General features: G+C 61.2%; 18 protein-coding genes. 14 read left to right on the forward strand and 4 right to left on the reverse strand.

Features of this window, described 5'->3' with window-relative positions:
• The first annotated feature begins 175 nt into the window (after positions 1 to 175).
• The 3 genes from K3551_RS12210 to K3551_RS12220 all read left to right on the forward strand — a co-directional run bounded on the left by K3551_RS12210 (position 176) and on the right by K3551_RS12220 (position 4696).
• Entirely contained in the window at positions 176 to 2296 is a 2121-nt protein-coding gene (locus tag K3551_RS12210; RefSeq protein ID WP_259913506.1) for a ParB/RepB/Spo0J family partition protein, read from the forward strand.
• A 98-nt stretch (positions 2297 to 2394) separates the two neighbouring features.
• On the forward strand, positions 2395 to 3432 hold the full coding sequence (locus K3551_RS12215; RefSeq protein ID WP_259913507.1) for a toprim domain-containing protein: 1038 nt from the start codon (positions 2395 to 2397) through the stop codon (positions 3430 to 3432).
• A gap of 328 nt (positions 3433 to 3760) precedes the next feature.
• Positions 3761 to 4696 carry a DUF2493 domain-containing protein gene (locus K3551_RS12220; RefSeq protein ID WP_259913508.1) on the forward strand — a complete coding sequence of 312 codons (936 nt, stop codon included), beginning with the start codon at positions 3761 to 3763 and terminating at the stop codon, positions 4694 to 4696.
• A 100-nt stretch (positions 4697 to 4796) separates the two neighbouring features.
• Here K3551_RS12220 and K3551_RS12225 read toward each other — a convergent pair whose 3' ends face one another.
• Positions 4797 to 5987, reverse strand: coding sequence for a DUF3800 domain-containing protein (locus K3551_RS12225; protein WP_259913509.1), 1191 nt, complete (start codon positions 5985 to 5987; stop codon positions 4797 to 4799).
• Positions 5988 to 6328: 341 nt separating this feature from the next.
• On the opposite strand from K3551_RS12225, the gene K3551_RS12230 reads away from it, so the two are divergent.
• From K3551_RS12230 to K3551_RS12250, 6 genes are all read left to right on the forward strand, one after another.
• Positions 6329 to 6745: a hypothetical protein gene (locus K3551_RS12230; RefSeq protein ID WP_259913510.1), complete on the forward strand. Its 417-nt coding sequence runs from the start codon at positions 6329 to 6331 to the stop codon at positions 6743 to 6745.
• Positions 6746 to 7303: 558 nt separating this feature from the next.
• Complete coding sequence (locus tag K3551_RS12235; protein WP_259913511.1) at positions 7304 to 7705, forward strand: single-stranded DNA-binding protein; 402 nt, start codon at positions 7304 to 7306, stop codon at positions 7703 to 7705.
• A gap of 261 nt (positions 7706 to 7966) precedes the next feature.
• A complete protein-coding gene (locus K3551_RS12240) occupies positions 7967 to 8215 on the forward strand; it encodes a helix-turn-helix domain-containing protein (RefSeq protein ID WP_054540357.1) in 249 nt (82 codons plus the stop codon).
• Positions 8216 to 8303: 88 nt separating this feature from the next.
• Positions 8304 to 8585, forward strand: a complete 282-nt coding sequence (locus tag K3551_RS12245; RefSeq protein ID WP_259913513.1) for a DUF2285 domain-containing protein — start codon at positions 8304 to 8306, stop codon at positions 8583 to 8585.
• 104 nt (positions 8586 to 8689) lie between these two features.
• Entirely contained in the window at positions 8690 to 9061 is a 372-nt protein-coding gene (locus K3551_RS20030) for a transcriptional regulator domain-containing protein (RefSeq protein WP_409197375.1), read from the forward strand.
• Positions 8952 to 9458, forward strand: coding sequence for a DUF2285 domain-containing protein (locus K3551_RS12250; protein WP_259913515.1), 507 nt, complete (start codon positions 8952 to 8954; stop codon positions 9456 to 9458). Before K3551_RS20030 ends, K3551_RS12250 begins: the two co-directional genes overlap by 110 nt.
• Positions 9459 to 9642: 184 nt before the next feature.
• Here the strand turns inward: K3551_RS12250 and K3551_RS12255 are convergent, their stop codons facing one another.
• Genes K3551_RS12255 through K3551_RS12265 form a run of 3 tightly spaced genes read right to left on the reverse strand, consistent with a single transcriptional unit; the run spans position 9643 to position 13331 of the window.
• On the reverse strand, positions 9643 to 9930 hold the full coding sequence (locus K3551_RS12255) for a DCL family protein (protein ID WP_259913517.1): 288 nt from the start codon (positions 9928 to 9930) through the stop codon (positions 9643 to 9645).
• A gap of 18 nt (positions 9931 to 9948) precedes the next feature.
• A complete protein-coding gene (locus K3551_RS12260; protein WP_259913519.1) occupies positions 9949 to 12570 on the reverse strand; it encodes a DEAD/DEAH box helicase in 2622 nt (873 codons plus the stop codon).
• Positions 12567 to 13331 carry a DUF1837 domain-containing protein gene (locus K3551_RS12265; protein ID WP_259913521.1) on the reverse strand — a complete coding sequence of 255 codons (765 nt, stop codon included), beginning with the start codon at positions 13329 to 13331 and terminating at the stop codon, positions 12567 to 12569. Before K3551_RS12265 ends, K3551_RS12260 begins: the two co-directional genes overlap by 4 nt.
• Positions 13332 to 14024: 693 nt before the next feature.
• On the opposite strand from K3551_RS12265, the gene K3551_RS12270 reads away from it, so the two are divergent.
• Genes K3551_RS12270 through K3551_RS12290 form a run of 5 tightly spaced genes read left to right on the forward strand, consistent with a single transcriptional unit; the run spans position 14025 to position 16838 of the window.
• On the forward strand, positions 14025 to 14309 hold the full coding sequence (locus K3551_RS12270; RefSeq protein WP_259913522.1) for an AlpA family transcriptional regulator: 285 nt from the start codon (positions 14025 to 14027) through the stop codon (positions 14307 to 14309).
• A gap of 19 nt (positions 14310 to 14328) precedes the next feature.
• Positions 14329 to 15417 carry a replication initiator protein A gene (locus tag K3551_RS12275; RefSeq protein WP_259913529.1) on the forward strand — a complete coding sequence of 363 codons (1089 nt, stop codon included), beginning with the start codon at positions 14329 to 14331 and terminating at the stop codon, positions 15415 to 15417.
• Positions 15414 to 15932 (forward strand): DUF2840 domain-containing protein, encoded by a 519-nt coding sequence (locus tag K3551_RS12280; protein WP_259913532.1) that lies wholly within the window; start codon positions 15414 to 15416, stop codon positions 15930 to 15932. The genes K3551_RS12275 and K3551_RS12280 overlap by 4 nt, the downstream gene beginning before the upstream one ends.
• On the forward strand, positions 15929 to 16519 hold the full coding sequence (locus K3551_RS12285) for a S26 family signal peptidase (protein ID WP_259913535.1): 591 nt from the start codon (positions 15929 to 15931) through the stop codon (positions 16517 to 16519). The genes K3551_RS12280 and K3551_RS12285 overlap by 4 nt, the downstream gene beginning before the upstream one ends.
• Positions 16503 to 16838 (forward strand): DUF736 domain-containing protein, encoded by a 336-nt coding sequence (locus tag K3551_RS12290; RefSeq protein WP_259913537.1) that lies wholly within the window; start codon positions 16503 to 16505, stop codon positions 16836 to 16838. The genes K3551_RS12285 and K3551_RS12290 overlap by 17 nt, the downstream gene beginning before the upstream one ends.
• Positions 16839 to 16840: the final 2 nt, after the last annotated feature.

Below are 16840 nucleotides of genomic sequence, written 5' to 3' on the forward strand. Positions count from 1 at the left end.
CGCAGGAACTACACCCGAAACGGGTGCCCATGGACGAAATTCCCCATGAAGCAAAAGTCATTCCATGGTGTTGCCACCGGGATCGCCCATAGAGTGAGAGGTGGGTCGGGTTTTCCGTGACGGGTTTGGAGGTCGGGAGAGAGGCTCCCGGCTGGCCCGTCGCGGAGATATCCCGATGACCAAGCAACAGAAGATCACCCTCAGCGCCTCGCGCGACATTCCCTTCAACAAGCTGATGCTCAGCCAGTCGAACGTGCGCCACGTCAAGGCCGGCGTGTCGATCGAGGAACTGGCCGAGGACATCGCGCGGCGGACGCTGCTCAGCTCCATCACCGTGCGACCGGTGCTGGACGACAGCGGCGCCGAGACCGGCATATACACGATCCCCGCTGGCGGGCGGCGGTTCCGGGCGCTGGAACTGCTCGTGAAGCAGAAGCGCATGAACAAGACAGCACTTGTGCCCTGCATCGTGCGCACCGACGGGCTCGCCGAGGAGGACAGCCTCGCCGAGAACGTCCAACGCGCACCGCTGCATCCGCTCGACCAGTTCCGCGCCTTCCAGGCGATGCGCGAGAAAGGCCGCACCGAGGAGGAGATCGCGGCGGCCTTCTTCGTCTCGGCCAGCGTGGTCAAGCAGCGGCTGAAGCTCGCCGCCGTCGCGCCCTCGCTGCTCGACGCCTATGCCGAGGAGGAAATGACGCTCGACCAGCTGATGGCCTTCACCGTCAACCCCGATCACGCGCGGCAGGAACAGGTCTGGGACGCGCTGCAACGGCACTATTCGCGGCAGCCCTACGAGATCCGCCGCATGCTGACTGTGGGCGCGGTGCGGGCCTCGGAAAAGCGGGCGCAGTTCGTCGGGCTCGACGATTACGTCGAGGCCGGGGGTGAAATCCTGCGCGACCTGTTCCAGCAGGATGACGGCGGCTGGTTGCAGGACGCCAGCCTGCTTGACGTGATGGTGCGCGAGAAACTGGCCGAAGAGGCCGAGGCGGTCCGCGCCGAGGGCTGGAAGTGGGTCGAGGTCGATACCGAATTCCCCTATGGCCACACCTTCGGGATGCGCCGGGTCCATGGCGAGGCGGTACCGATGAGCGACGAGGAGGAGGCCCGCTACCAGGCGCTGAAGACCGAATACGATGCGCTCGAGGCCGAGCATGCGGAGGCCGACGAGTTGCCCGACGACGTCGATACCCGATTGGGCGAGATCGAGGAGGCGATGGAGGCACTCGAGGCGCGTCCGATCCAGTATGAGGCCGACGACCTCGCGCTGGCCGGGGCCTTCGTCAGCATCGACAGCTCCGGGCGGCTGCGCGTCGAGCGGGGCTACGTGCGGCCCGAGGATGAGCCTGTGGAAGAGGTGGAGGACTCCGGCGAGACCGCACCGGAAGCGGCACCGGTCGAGAACACCGACGACACCATCACGTCCAGCACGGACGAGGAGGAAGAGGATGACGGCCTGAAACCGCTCTCCGACCGTCTCGTCATGGAACTGACAGCCCATCGCACCCTGGCATTGCGCAATGCGCTGGCCCAGGACCCGCAGGTCGCCTTCCTCGCGGCGCTGCACGCGATGGTCCTGCGGCTCTTCTACCGCTACGCCGTCGACAGCTGCGTCGAGATCGAACCGCGCAACGCCGCCTTCGGATCGCAGGTGCCGGGCCTCGGCGACACGGCCTACGCACAGGCCATCGATCAGCGCCACGAGACCTGGGCACGCAACTTGCCGAAGGCGCCCGAGGGCCTCTGGGAGGCGTTGACCGAGTTCGACAGCTGCAGCCGCGAGACACTGTTCGCCCACTGCGTCGCGATGAGCGTGAATGCCGTCCACGACCCCTACCAGCGCCGCCCGCGCGCCATTGCGCATGCGGATGTGCTGGCCGGGACCGTCGGGCTCGACATGGCCAAGGCGGGCTGGACGGCCACGGGTGACAGCTACCTCGGCCGCGTGACCAAGGCGCGCATCCTGGAGGCCGTGTGCGAGGCGAAAGGCGAAGACGCCGCTGACCGGATCGCGGGGCTGAAGAAGGCCGAAATGGTGACCGCCGCCGAGGACCTGCTCGTCGGTACCGGCTGGCTGCCGGACCCGCTGCGCACGCCGCCGCTGCCGGAAGAGGACGCACCGGAGATCGAGCTGATCGACAACACCGATGGAGGGCCTTCGGACGACGATCCCGACAGCGGCGAAGCGCAATCGGCGGAAGACGGCGGCGAACCGGCTGTCGGAGATTCTGACCCCTCGGGCGAAGATGATCCCGTTGCCGGTGACGCCTTCGTCCGGACCGCCGCTGAGTGACCTTCGAGCAGCACGGGACCTTCCACCCAGGTTCCTAACACAGGGGCCCGTCAGTCATGGCGGGCCCCTGATTTCATCCAAGCCTGATGGAGGTTGCCATGACAAGTTCTGCAGCTGAGCTCTCATGCCAACTTGCCAAGAACGCCGAGGCTGTGTGCCGATACTATCTGTCGAATGGACGGAAGCGGGGTCACTACTGGCTGGTGGGCGACGTTCAGAACACCCCGGGCCGATCCATGTTCGTCCGACTGTCCGGGCCAGCCTCCGGCATTCGAGCCGCCGGAAAATGGACTGATGCGGCCACGGGACAGCATGGCGACTTGCTCGATGTCATCCGCGAAAGCCGCGGCTTGGTCGACTTCAAGGATGTTGCCGATGAGGCCCGACGCTTCTTGAGCCTGCCCTTACCTGATCCACCCCGACAGCATTCTCCACATTCACAGCCACCAGCTGCCACCGGTTCCCAGGAAGCGGCGCGACGCCTGTTCGCAATGGCCGTGCCCATCCGTGGAACTCCGGTGGAAACCTATCTCCGCGGACGCGGCATCGGATCGGCCGACCAAATGCCAAGCCTGCGGTTCCATCCCGCCTGCTACTATCGGCCCGAGGGTGGCGGGTCGGTTGCGCGGCTTCCGGCCATGCTGGCCGCCATCACCGATCTCGAGGGCCGCCTGACCGGGACCCACCGCACCTGGCTGCGCACCGACGGAAGCGCCAAGGCCGATATCGACACACCGCGGCGCGCGATGGGGGCTTTGCTCGGGAACGGGGTGCGGTTCGGTGCGCCTAGTGACGTGCTCGTCGCGGGTGAGGGGATCGAGACGGTTCTTTCCGTGCGCTTGGCCTTGCCCGAAATGCCGGCCCTCGCGGCGCTGTCATCGGGGCACCTGGCCGCCATCCAGTTTCCCGCTGGCTTGCGGCGGCTCTACGTGTTGCGCGACCGTGATCCCGCAGGCGCGGCGGCGAGGGATCGACTTGAGGCATGCGCAACCGCGGCCGGGATCGAGACGCTGACCCTCACGCCGCGACTGGGCGACTTCAACGATGATCTGCGCGGCTATGGGCTGGCGGCCTTGCAAGCGCGGTTGCGGCTTCATCTCCAAGCCGAGGACACCGCGCGGTTCGTGCCGGTGTGACAGGGCGGCAATCCTGCTGGCGCTGCACAGCTCACTGTATCGCTTTCGGACGGGTATGCCGCGTAGGTCCCGACCACGGGACAGGCCTGCGCGCACGGCCTTCTCAGAGGGCAGGGGGCCCACAAGCGGCACGGCCCGGCAATGGCCGCGCTCCGGCTATTTTCCGCCGCGCCCAATGGGGCGCTTTGCATCGCGAGGCAAAATAGCCGGGCTTGGCCATCAAGGCCCTCGCGAAGGGCTCGGGCTGCCCGACCGTCCCGCCCGTGGGCGCGTTCCTGCCACGAAGGCCGCGTGTGGCGCGCGGCTCCCCCGAGGAAGGAACCCGCAGATGACCCTCGATCCCGAAACCGATGCCCACGAGCCGCATCACAGCACGTCCTCGACCGCCCATGTCCTGACCGAACTCCAGCTCTACGGTTGGCGCCCCTACGAGGATGAACCCGATCCGCGCCCCTTGCCCGAGGGCAGCCAGATCGCCGGGGCCGTCGCCGATATCATCGACGCCCTTGTCGCGACGTTTGGTGACACGCGGCTCGAACCCGACCTCGACGAACTGCTCTGGGGCGCAGTCAACCTCTTCCATCGCGCGCTGGCGCGGGCTGAGCGGCAGCTCGACGACAACGAACAGGCGCAGCGCCGCCTGCAGCGGGAACAGGATGGTTCCGAGGTCAAATCCCTCGAACTCGAACGCCTCGTGGCCGAGGGGCAGAGCATGGTCGAACGGCGCACAGCGCTGGAACTCTTCCGTGACCTCGCCGCCGAAGGCTTCGAACATCACCTCGGCAAGCCCTGGCACCCCCGGACCGGCTCGCGCGTCAGCCATCGCAACCTGACCGCCGCGATGATCGATAGCAGGGATTTCATCGCCGCCCGTCGCCGGGCCGAGACGCAACTGCTTCTGCCCGAAGGTCCCAAGGTGGCCGTGACCGGCGGGGCGGATTTCAACGATCACCGGTTGATCTGGGCGCGGCTGGACCGCGTCCATGCCAAGCACCCGGATATGGTGCTGCTGCACGGCGGTTCACCCAAGGGCGCGGAGCTCATCGCATCCCGCTGGGCCGATCACCACAAGGTGCCCCAGGTCGCCTTCCGGCCCGACTGGACCAAGCACGGCCGCTCGGCCCCGTTCAAGCGCAACGACGCGATGCTGGATGTCCTGCCAATTGGGGTGCTGGTTTTTCCCGGCACCGGGATCCAGGAGAACCTCGCAGACAAGGCACGCAAGCTGGGTATCCCCGTGGTGAAGCATGAAGGCGGCGCGTGAGAGCCGCCTTTTGCTCGATAGTTGCATCCTGGTACTATCGCGTCAAATCGGACATTCACGCGCATAGCAACAGACATCCGGGCCAAGCTCTTGAAAACTCTTAGGTCTGATCTTCTCCTGTGAGCTTTAATGGGGGACGCTGGTACGGCATCAACCCGTCCTCTTCGTAGGCAGCGATCATTCGGCGGCGGTGTTGTTCGTTGTCCGCGATCATCTTCTGAGCTACCTGCTCCATCTCAGGAGTCAGTTCCGTCGCCATTATCTGACGATATTGCTCCTCCACCTGCTGACCGACTCCATCGAAAGAAAAGTCGCTGTGGTACCCCTTCTTGAAAACATAGTTCAGAAGCCGCCCCGATGCGGGCGGGAGACGCTTTCCAGAGAGATGCTGCCGAAACAACCATAAGATCAGATCGGCGACCTGGATTCCGGCGCTGTTGTCCGAAGCGGAAACCTCAAAGGTAGACCCCGCCACCTTCTGAAACACAATGGTTTCGCCCGGTCGATGGATGGGCTCATCGGAAGCGTTAGAGAACATCTCATGCCACTCAGCGAGCGACCCCTCGAACTGAGACTGTCGGTCATGGACAATTTTCTTTAAGGGCCGATGCCAACGTTTCGAGAAACCCTCCAGGCCATCGAGAAGGTTTGCGAAAGCAACCATGTTAGGCATGTGGCCATTCTTGGCCTGTCGTCCCGCAATGAAGATGTCGAGTGCCTCTGGATGATCGCGAGACCATGATAGCGTCTCGGTTACGACTTCACGTGAGCGCGCATCTGCCAAAGTCGGCACCTGCGCCAAAAGAGCTTCGCAGATACCGGGAATCTTCTGGCGGGCAGACTTTTCGTTCCGCGCCATTAGCATATCCCAGAAGTCGCGAGCAATCTGCTCAGTGATCAAGGTCGCAACCTTGAAGCAAAGGATCATCTTCAAAGGTTTAATGTTATATGCAGACCACGAAGCAGCCGGATTCTCTCCTGAATCGAAGAAAATATCGTAGACCTTGGTTGCCAGTAGGTATCGCTTCTCTACACGAGAAACAAAAAAGCGGGCATCGATCTTCTTAAGTAGGCTCAAGATGTCGCCCGCTGCGTTCTCGACTGGCCCCATTCCCACCACGGAGGCATGCAGGGCCGGGACGCCCGCTCGGATGGAAATCGACTGGAGCGTCTTTCCATGCAGAACGTCGAAATTTGTCTTTGTGATCAATGCACCGGTGAAAAAGTCAGGCTGATCCGGGTCAAAAATGTTTTTGCCGGTGTTGCCGGTTTCATCCACGTAGGCGAACATTTTCTGGGTCCCAGTTGCGTCTTAGAAAGATATGGCTCCTTTGTTGATGCCAGGCAACGTGAACGGGACCGCATGTGAATCTGCAGTTGAGACGCGGGCCCGCTTTCGACCTTGTCCTTGGAGTCATTCGCGTCTGCCGCGAACGGCGGCGAAGTCGGCAGTCCCGTCTTTTGATGGATCTTGCGCGAAGGTCCGCTGTCATGCTTCTCCCGGCTTGGGAAAACTGTGATCTTGAGGCATAGTCCATCCAGCAGAACCGGCGAAGCAGCATAGTCGCAGGCGGTGCGCACATTCGGGCAGCCTGTCGTGAACCCTTCAATCACCGACTAATGGAGGCGTCCATGTCGCTTGTTCTTCTTGCCATCTCACTGTCCATAGCTCTTGGCGTGCTTGCCTTCCGCTTTGCGGTCTTCGCACTGCCGGTCATGGCCGGGATCGCCGCGTTCCTCCAGGTTCATGAGGGCGGTTCCGGTTTCGGCCTTTCTGTCCTCGCCGGGCTGGCGGGGGCCGCGGCGTCCGTCGCATTCGTAATCGCCATTCTTGGTTTCGCTCGAAACCCCTTCCTGCGGCTCGGTGCGCTCGGCCTCTTTGCGGTTCCCGCCGCCGTGGCGGGCTACGCGCTGGCCCATGGCGTCGCGAAACATGCGCTGGAGCCGGGTGTCATGCTAACGCTTCTCTGCGGCGGCTGCGGCGCGGTCGTGGCGGTTGCGGCGATGATCAATCTCAATGCTTTGGGGCAGGGGCTTCTCGACTCGTAGACCTTTGTTGCCGTCGAACCTTGTCGCTTCGTCGCAGGGGCGGTTCTGACCTGTGCTGCAACGGTCCTTGGGTGCTCGAGGGCCGGGGCCCAGAAACATCCCACTCTCGTGGCAGGGCCTCTGACCCGTCGAACCCTTGCATCAGGTGATGCTGCGAACGGTGCCGGATGCGCTTGGGTCTGCCCCCGGTCTCTGGACTTCGGATACGGGCAGTGGTGGCAGGTATCGGGGTATGTGAGAGGTTCATCGCCTTTGGATGCGCGATCTGGTGTCTGTGTTTGCCCCGAACTGGAATGATGGTCTTGCACGAGGTCTCCGCACCCGCTTCCCCGAGCAGACCTGTCCCTCCTCCTGATTGATCCCCTAAGCCCGTCCGTCCGAGGCCGGCAACCCCGCGCGGCTGGACCCGTGTTGGCGTGTGCCACGCCTGCCCGCGCCACCGTCCCGCCTCGGGGGTCAAGCGGACGCCCGGGGGCGTCCGTGCAAGCCACGTCCAGCGGTCTTTGACGGGCCTCATCGGAGGGACGGTCCCTCCGGATGAAGCAACGGAGACATACCATGCAGAACATCGTCATCCTCGCCGGCAACATCGGTCAGACCCCCGAGACCCGCACCACCCAGGGCGGCACCTCGATCACCTCCTTCACCCTTGCCACCTCCCGCCCGCGCTATTCCGAAGGCCGGGTCGTCCGCGACGAGAACGGCTACCGCGTCCAGGACACCGAATGGCACCGCATCACCTGCTTCAACGGCCTCGGCAAGACGGTCCAGCAGTATTGCGAGAAGGGGATGAAGCTCCTGGTTCGCGGCCGCATCCACTACACCAAGTGGACCGATGCCGCTGGGGTGGACCGCTACGGCTGCGAGATCATCGCCGAGACGGTCGACTTCCTGACCAAGGCCAAGCAGGCCGAGGACGAGGATCCCACCTTCATCGACGATGAGGACGACCAGTCCTGACACACCAACGAAACCCGGCGGCGCGAGCCGCCGGGTTTCTCCGATGGCCCTGTCCGACCCGGATCACATTTCGTATCATTCGGCGACATCCCGCCGCGCGCAGCGGCCGGATAGGCAGTGAGTCGCGCCTCGGTCGGCTCCCACGCGATCCGGCGCCCGCAACGGCAGCTGACCGCGATGATCACTGGCAAGCCCCGGGAAATGCGACTAAAATAGTCGTAGTTCTGGCATGTGTGAATGGCCGGGTGGGAGGTGATCATCATGATCACCGCCCGACAATCACGGGCCGCGCGCGCATTGCTGGGATGGACGCAGCAGGAGCTAGCCGATAAGGCCCTGGTATCACTGACCGCACTGAAGAGGCTCGAATCCGAGAAGGATCTTCGTGTCTATGAGTCGACCGAGGATCAGGTGCGCCGGGTGTTCGAGGATGCAGGCATCACCTTTCTGCGTTCGGATAAGGGTGAAGGCGTCTTGATCGACTTGAACAAGGCGGAAAAGGCCAAGTGATCGTAGCCGGTTGACGTGGGTTTCGGTGGCGCGCCTGTACCAAAAGGCAACTTCGGGAGGGGGGTCGTTTCTGCGATCCTGTAGGGACATGGCACAGGGCGAGACGACATTTCTGGATGCGCCACCGGACAGCGACACGCTGACCGAGTATGACCGATCACACATGGTCCTATACCTCCGCCTGTTCGATGCTGCCGAGGAAGGTGCTGATTGGCGGGAAGTAGTCGAAGTCCTGTTCGGCCTTGATCCGAAAGCGGAACCCCAGCGCTGCAGGGGCGTCTATGATAGTCACCTTGCCCGAGCGCGCTGGATGACCGAACACGGCTATCGTGAACTGCTCAAGAGCGGTGGTGACGGCCCGAACGGCTGACTCACGCCGAAACCCGCCGATACCGGCTGGGCCAGACTCCTGAAAATCAATCAATACGTGTATAGTTTCCAGCGTTTCAAAAATGTTGGCGAACGGGATTTGTCATGCCGTCGGATCGGTCCGGCTGGCGTTCCACGGCCGATTACGACTACGTCGAGCGCCTTGGCGCATCTGATCTGGCATGGGAATGGCTGCGCCGAAACAAGCACTACGCAAGAGACTACGCGACCCTTTCCAAGGCCGCACCGGACGACGCGTCTCTGAGGCAAGCGCTCCTCGACAAATGGGGGTTACGATTTCGCGGCAGATCCAAAGCTCCCAGCTCCAAAAGCCTGCGCGCTCTGGGAACCCCAGATCGATCCCTCGGTGGTCCTGCTGCAAAAGGTCCCGGAGGTCCTGGACGACGCGGCCTCACCGACGATCCTGCCCACAGGGACAACCAGACGCGCCCAAGACGGCCTCCACCATCTTCTTGATGCCGGTGAACAACGCCGTCTCCAGATTCTTCAATCAGACCCTGACACCAATCGGCTGGTGGCGATCGTGCCGCTCGATCAGGATGGTTTCGCCCGTCTCGATGCCATCTACAGGTTGCTCGCACAGCTGCACGGCAGAAAGGTGCCTGTCGACAAACGCCTCACCCGCCAAAAGCGACTGCGTGCCAAACGCATGTTGCAGGCCTATGATGGGCGCTCGGCCGGAGCGTCGCAGCGCGAGATAGCCGAAGTGGTCTTTCGGCTATCCCGGGTCAGCCGGGACGAGTGGCAAAGCGCGCCAGAGCGCTTCGCGGTTATGGCCTTGCTGCGCGACGCGCGAAAGATGGTTGACGGGGGGTATCGTGCGCTGCTGCGCTCGAGGCGCGTGCATCGATGAAAACCCTAGCTTTGGGTATGTAGTTTACCGCAATACCAAGCCAAAACGTATCGCATTAGCGCCTGCGAAACTGACCCCGTTCTCACTTCTCCCTCGCCAAATTGCGCAGCGGGGCAACCTGCGTGTCGGCGTCGCAGGCAACGGTAAGCTAAGCGTTTGGCTTATGGCAGCTGTGTGTCGATGATCAATAACACGCCCGAAAGGAAAACTTTTCTGTCGTTCCATCGACGCGGTTAACCCAGAAGCAGCGCGTTCCGTAGTCCGCCGTTCTCACACTGAAGCTTTCAATTCCCGCGCCGATCTTTTCGGCGGCTTCGGGGTGCATATGCACGAGATGCGTGAGTATTGCGGCGTCTTCATCGGTTACCTTATCGCCTAGATCATATTTGTAGAGCATATCCTTAAGAAAGTCGTTTGCGTCCCCTTTCCTCGAGAATGAGAGCGGTCCGATTCTTACTGGCTTTGCGGGCATAATCACTTCCTTGCTACTCTATTCGCTGAGTTCCTGGCCCGCTTCCGGATCACTAAGGCCCGATACCTGTAGCGCTTCCCTGACGATAAGGTTGGGCAGGTCCATCCCGGCGAAATTCGGGCCGTGCTCATTAATCCAGGCCAGGCAGCCTTCCTTGTCCAGATCGTCGCGCGCAATCTTCTCGTACAAGGCCACCGCAGACATGCGGGAAAGCCCCAGCTCCATCAATGAAAGAAGCGTGGTGCTGGAGACGCCAAACTCAAGCGCTATCCCGATATCAAAGTCTTCATCAATCAGGTCCTCGCGGTCCGCTTCAGTCAAGAACAGACGGAGGACATCCATGTAGGCGGAAATATACTTCGGTGCTTTGAATCTTGCTGTCTCTTCCACCATGCTCATCGTTTCGCGAATGAGCACCGGGAGCCTGAACGATCTGTTGTTTCGCTGCTGATACTCTATACGCTTCCTGATAATTGCGGCCAGAGACAATCCTTTAAGCCACTCGACAACCACGAGCGCATGCAGGGGAATGAGGCCGTCGGGCAGGAATACAGGATACAGATTCTCGTTAATCCGCCGCATGACGGTGACGTACCGGTCATAGGCATCGACGCTTTCCGAGGGCGCGAGCAGCAAATTTTCGATATTTCCTTCGTACTTTCGAAAAGTCTCCAGCAAACGCTGCAGTCCCACCGCGCTAACGCCTGGGTGCCGGACTAGAATATCCTGCGTGATACTGATCAGAGCTGAGATGCCTTCGAGGCTCTTGTCGAGTTTCTGGAGCCTATCTGGAGAATGACGCTTGGCAAATGCGGCATCGGAAAGCGTACCAAGACGAATATAAGTATTCAGGAGGTAAGCCCCGACCTGTTCGTATTCCTCGCCTTGCGTCAGATCGGCAAGGGATTCGATGTTTCTGTTCTCAAGATACGCCGCCAGTTCATCGGCGGAAGATATAACGACGTCGGTTTCTCTCTTAATCGGATATCGCGAGCGCTTCGGCACCCCGACCGGCCATGCTTTGTCATCATTTGGATCAATACAGATGATATTTCCCTGGAATTCGTTCCCCCAGCGACCGGCCCTTCCAGCAAGATTCCAGAAGTCGTGCGGCTCCATTGGGTTCCCACGGCCCTTCCGGGGACCGCGCACAACGATGGTTCTGCAGGAGAGATTTACCCCCTCAATCAACGTCGAGGTACAGGTCAGAAATCTTATCTTGCCGTTGCGGAAGAGCCTTTCAATCTCGGTGCGGATGAGAGACGGCATGTTCCCATAGTGAAATGCGACACCACGTTCGACCAATGGCGCGAGCTGATAGTTGCGGTGGACCCCTTTGCGGGCCAGATCGGCCAGGTCCAGCAATTCCTGATCATCCGCTTTTTCTGAGCCTTCCAACTGGCTGATAAGAAGCGCGACGTCCTCCGCTTCAGCCGCACCGTTGCAATATACCAGCGTGCCGCTGCGACCGCCCGCCGCCGCGGCGATGAATGCCAGTCTCTTTTTCAGGCCCGCAGGCTTGTTCGACAGTTTGAGAGTGCCGAGTGGTATGGTTGAATCGCCCCAGACGAGGTCCAACGACCACTCCTTCGGCTTCCGGGGCACTTGCTCGGCCAGGATCACGTTCTGCAGAACGGTCGGCATATCGGTATCGACCGACGATTTCGGCATATCGTCCGGCGCATCCTCAAGGAGTTCTCCGGGATTTTGTGTAGAAGGACTTACAAACACGACCTTCATCACCAGGTTCTGCCGTGATGCCCGCTCGATTGCATCCTGAAGTATCACACCGCGTTGATTATCTCCGATCTTGTGCGCTTCATCAACAATGAGCAGGTCTACACTGAAATTCTCCCCAAGAAGATTGGCGAGGAGATGCAAACGCTCCTGTGTGAATACGAAGACAGCTTTCTTGTCTCCTGTCGTGGAAGAGAAGTATACTTCCGTCAGCGGCAGCGACGTGATCTCGATGCCGGTATCCGACTGGCATAGCTCCTTCAGACTGAGTTCAATCTCACTCACCAAAGCGCGGGTTGGGGCCAGGTAAACGGCGATCTTTGTCTTGCTCGTGCGAACGTGATCGAGCAGCCACTGCAAAACGAGGTAAGTTTTTCCGGACGCGGTTGGCGCGGACGCTGAAAGCCAGCCCGCGCCGGATGAGGCGCCCGCCCATAGTTCTCTCTGAAAATCGTTGACGCCTATCCATTTTCCGCTCGATTCAAGGAGTATCGAGTCCTCGAAACGTCTTCTGTTGGCTTCAAGGCGCATCGACACGCCCAGTCTGCCCTCAAGATCGGGAGCGATCCGGTTTCGCCGTATTGCCAGCTCGACGGACCTGCGGTTGGACAGCTTTTCGAGGAGGACAGCCCCCGCATCCCGCACTTCCGGCGAAGTTTCGAGTGTGACGGCAGCGGTTGCGATCCGCAGCGCCGCCTCCTGATGCGCTCGTTCGGTTGATCTGGCCAAAAGGCTTCCGGCCAAAAGAAGCTGCTGCCAGTCAAAGCTCTTCTTCGGGTCGGCGGATTCATTGATTGCGTCCAAATTTGTTATCTCGGTCGCCACTGTGATCTGAGCCAACCTGATGATATCAACACGAAGCGCCTCACCTGTCAGCCAATCAAAGAGTTCGGTATCTTTCATTTTTCGATACCCAGCGCCTTAAGGAACGATGCGCGAAACCCATCCGCCGAAGGCACTGGCACGCAGAAAAATTGAATGTCGAACTTGTCGAGCTTCTCCACCGATATTCTCTTCTTTACATTCTTCACCCATTTTTCCATTTCGTCATTCGCCGCCTTCAGGATGTCCTCCCCGATGCCCTTTGCATCATCTTTCGGATAGAAATCCGCATCGAAGGCGATAAGCGCGATCCCGCAATATTCGACCCTGTTCGATAGCGGTGAGGTTCGGTCGAAATACTTCCGGAATGCGGCCGTAAGTTCCGGATCACTGAGATCGGCTTTGTCGCTGAGGAGCACGAGGTCCCGCTCGCGATCGGCGCCTTCGTGGTCCGTCTCCACGAGGAAAGGTGCAAGTGACGCAAGGCAATCTCTTATGGCCGCTGTAGGGTCGCCATACACCTTTGACTCGCCCCAGAAAAGTTTGAGAAGGCCGTCTTCGTTTACAGAAGCATAGACGCCGTCCGCGCCATGGTAGTGCATGTGAGAGTCGGTCTTCAGGTCCATCTTGCAGAGCACCTGAGGCATTTTGAGAAAGCGCTCAGCGAGCAAGAAGAGGAGCATCTCGCCGCCCTCTCCGGTATTGGCAAGGTCCGTAAAGGTGCCGATTGCCTCGTGTTGCAGAGCCGCGACCGCACTTCCGGACTTGAATCTTGCGTCCCGCGCTCGCGCGTCATCCAGCCGCGATTTCGGGACGGCATAATCGATAATCGAGTTGCGCATGAATTCTGCAAGACGCTCCGGCTTAACGCGTCCGTTCCCGTCCACAGTCAGGCAATGACAGTGAAGACGGGCCACGCAGTCTTTCAATAGCACGTCCCGTTGAACAAGCTGGAGATGAACGCCCAACTCTTCCGGATCGCCCGAAACTATCTTGACCAGATCGTCTGGAAGCACTTGCGGCAGTGGCTGTCTCCTGTCGTTTGAGGCCGGTTGTGCCGGAACCTCATGCTGCTCGGATAGAGAGTATCATGTGTTATTCCTTTGGTTTAGGTTTTTTCTTCGCGTCGCGGTGAGCGTACTTAAATGGAATACCTGCATTGACCTGATGTCAGGAATTTCACCGCGGCCCAAACCCAATATACAGGTGCTGACCTACGACTTGACCGGCCAGCCCGCTTCGCGGTCTTTCGGTTGGACGTGTCGAACTGCTGCATTCAGGCCGACCCGACGGCGCCTGCAACTACAAACCTTCGTCACATTTATCTGAGGACAGTCGGCACAAGTCCGGCTTCTGTCCAAGTCAATTACTACACCGCTCCTCCCAGCATTTCTGCCATTTTCTTGAGCACACCGTTTGCTGTGCGATTTCCGCACCCCCATCTTCGCACTCCATCCCACCCGTCGCACTTCGCCATCGTGGCCCCAATCAGCCGCCACTGTCCGGCGGCCTCACGGACCCCACGGAGGCTTTCCATGCGACCCGATCACGCTCCCCTGCCGCCGCGCTATTTGCGCACCAAGGAGGCCGCGCAGTTTCTCAGCCTGTCGGCGCGTACGCTCGAAAAGCACCGCACCTATGGCACCGGTCCGGCCTATCACAAGCTCGGCGGTCGCGTCGTGTATTCAATTGATGACCTCGAAGCCTGGGTCCAGCGCGGTGCCGTCACCTCGACATCCGACCCGCGCGGGGGCCGCGTGCTGCCTGCCAAACGCCATGTGCTGACCGCGAGCCCGCCTGCGGGCCGGGCCTTCCGCTGATCCGGTCGAGGCGTCCAAGATGTCCCGCATTGCGTCAGAACGTGGCCAGCTCGATCTGTTTCACGCCCTACCGGGCGAGTTCGCCGTGCGGGACGCGCAGGACCTCATGTCCTATCCGTTCTTTTCCTTGTCCAAGAGCCATCGCACCCGACCCATCGAGTTCGCAGCGGGCGGTGTCGAAATCCGCGTCGAGGCCGTGGCCGATCATGGGATGGCCACGATCTGGGACGCCGATATCCTGATCTGGGCGGCCAGTCAGATCGTCGAGGCGCGCGACGCCGGGCTTCGCACATCGCGGCTCATGGCGGCGACGCCTTACCAAATTCTCACCTTCATCGGTCGGGGCACTTCGGCCCGCGATTATCATCGGTTGAAGGCCGCGCTGGACCGGTTGCAATCGACGACGGTCTGTACCTCGATCCGCCAGCCCACCGAAGGACGTCGCCACCGGTTCTCCTGGATTAACGAGTGGCAAGAGCGGACCGACGCCAGCGGACGCCCCGACGGGATCGAGTTGATCGTGCCGGACTGGTTCTACCGGGCGGTCCTCGATGACGCGCTGATCCTCACCATCGACCGCGCGTACTTCGCCCTGACGGGTGGCCTCGATCGCTGGCTCTATCGCCTCGTGCGCAAGCATGGTGGCCGCCAAAGGGCAGGGTGGCGGTTCGAGTTCCGACATCTCCACGTCAAATCCGGCAGCCTGTCACCCTTCAAACGTTTTGCCTTCGAGCTGCGGGACATCATCCGCCGCCAGCCATTGCCGGGCTATCGCCTGGCGCTCGAGATCGAGGCGCGGGGGCGGCGACTGCTCGCATTCGAGCCCTGTGGACAAGCTGTGGATGGGCTCGTGCTATCGGGAACCCCCGGTATCGTGCCATCGGGAACCGGACCCTCGTGCTATCGGGAACCCGAACCGGGTCCATCCTTTTCAAAAGACGGCAGAATTCGCGGCCTTAACTTTGAGTCTAACAAAGAATCTAACTCTTGTTGCGCGCAGCTCGCTGGGGGCAAGTCCGCGGGCGCACGCTTTCAGCCCCTCAAAACCGGCCCATGCGAGGACGTGCCTGAGCTGCCTCTCGGCGTGCCGAGGGGGGCGAAGACATGAGCCCGGTCCGCTCCCAACCGCGCCAGTTTGATGCGCAAACAGATGGACGCGATCCTGACCTAACCTTTGTCGAACTGACGTGGAAGGAAGGCCGGGTCGAGCAGTGGATTCGGTTCGGTGATCCGGTCTGCGAAGAACGCCTTGATCCTCACCGCCGCCGCTTCGGCTTCGCGCCGGGTGCCATCTTCGGGGTCAATCGCTGGGCGGCAAACACCTATGGCACAGTGTTGTCGCGCTTCGACATCCTGCGGGATGCAAGGCCCGGAACCCCGATGCAAACGCTGCCTTATCTGCGGCCCGGAGGGAACTTGCTGCTCTCCACCCATGGCTGGCCCAAGGTCGAGCGTGTGTTGCAGACCGTCGACGCCATCGAGGCGCTCGGTATCGATCCGGCAGATGCCTCGCCGGACTACTGGCGACACCTGCACAATCGCCTGGCCACCGCGCAACCGGCCCATCTCTATACGCCCTTGCAGCACCGGGCCTGGCTCAAGCGGCGGAGCCTCTGGCTATGAATGCGCGGCGCATCATCGTCTGGGCGACAGCTCTGTCGGTCACCCTGACCGTCCTTCCCGCTGTCGCGGCATGGTCGCCCCGACTGCTGTGGAATGCCAGCGCAAGTGTCCCGATCGGGCTCTACCGCCTGCATCCCGCCGATCAAATTGCCATCGGTGATCTGGTGGCCGTTCAGCCGCCACTGGCGCTAGCGGATTTCCTTGAAACGCGGGCCTACCTGCCGCGCGGCATCCCGTTGCTCAAGCATGTCATGGCGCTTGAGGGCGCGTTGGTTTGCCGCTCGGGCGACAGGATCACCATCAACAATCGCCATCTTGGCCGTGCCCATGCGCAGGACCGCAACGGCCGCGATTTGCCCATCTGGGAGGGCTGCCACCGGCTCGGCGCTCGCGAAGTCTTCCTCATGAATCCGGATGCGCCCGACAGTCTGGACGGGCGATATTTCGGGCTTTTGCCACGCACCGCGATTACCGCCCGGCTAACGCCGCTTTGGATCGTATCCGACGGTGCCATCGCAGGGTCGGCGCATCCGGATCCCACACCGCACAACAACAGAAAGGAGGCCTTCCATGCCCCAGATCGGTGAATTCACCCGCACGAAATCCGGCTTTGCCGGGTATGTCCGAACACTGACGCTCGACCTCGAGATGTCGCTGACCAAGGCCGAGGCGACCGAGGCCGAGAACGGCCCGGATTACCGCCTCTTCCATGGCGATGGGGACCTCGCCCGCGAAATCGGGGCCGCCTGGGCGCGCACCGGGGAGAAGGCTGGGGAATATTTCTCGGTTCTGATCGACGACCCGATGCTGGCGCAGCCGATCCGCGCCAACCTCTTTTGCAACGGTGAAAGTTCGGTTTGGTCGCTGCAATGGACCCGTCCGCCGAAGCGCAACGGGGCGGCGTGAGC

The organism is Jannaschia sp. M317, from assembly GCF_025141175.1.
Taxonomy (GTDB): Bacteria; Pseudomonadota; Alphaproteobacteria; order Rhodobacterales; family Rhodobacteraceae; genus Jannaschia.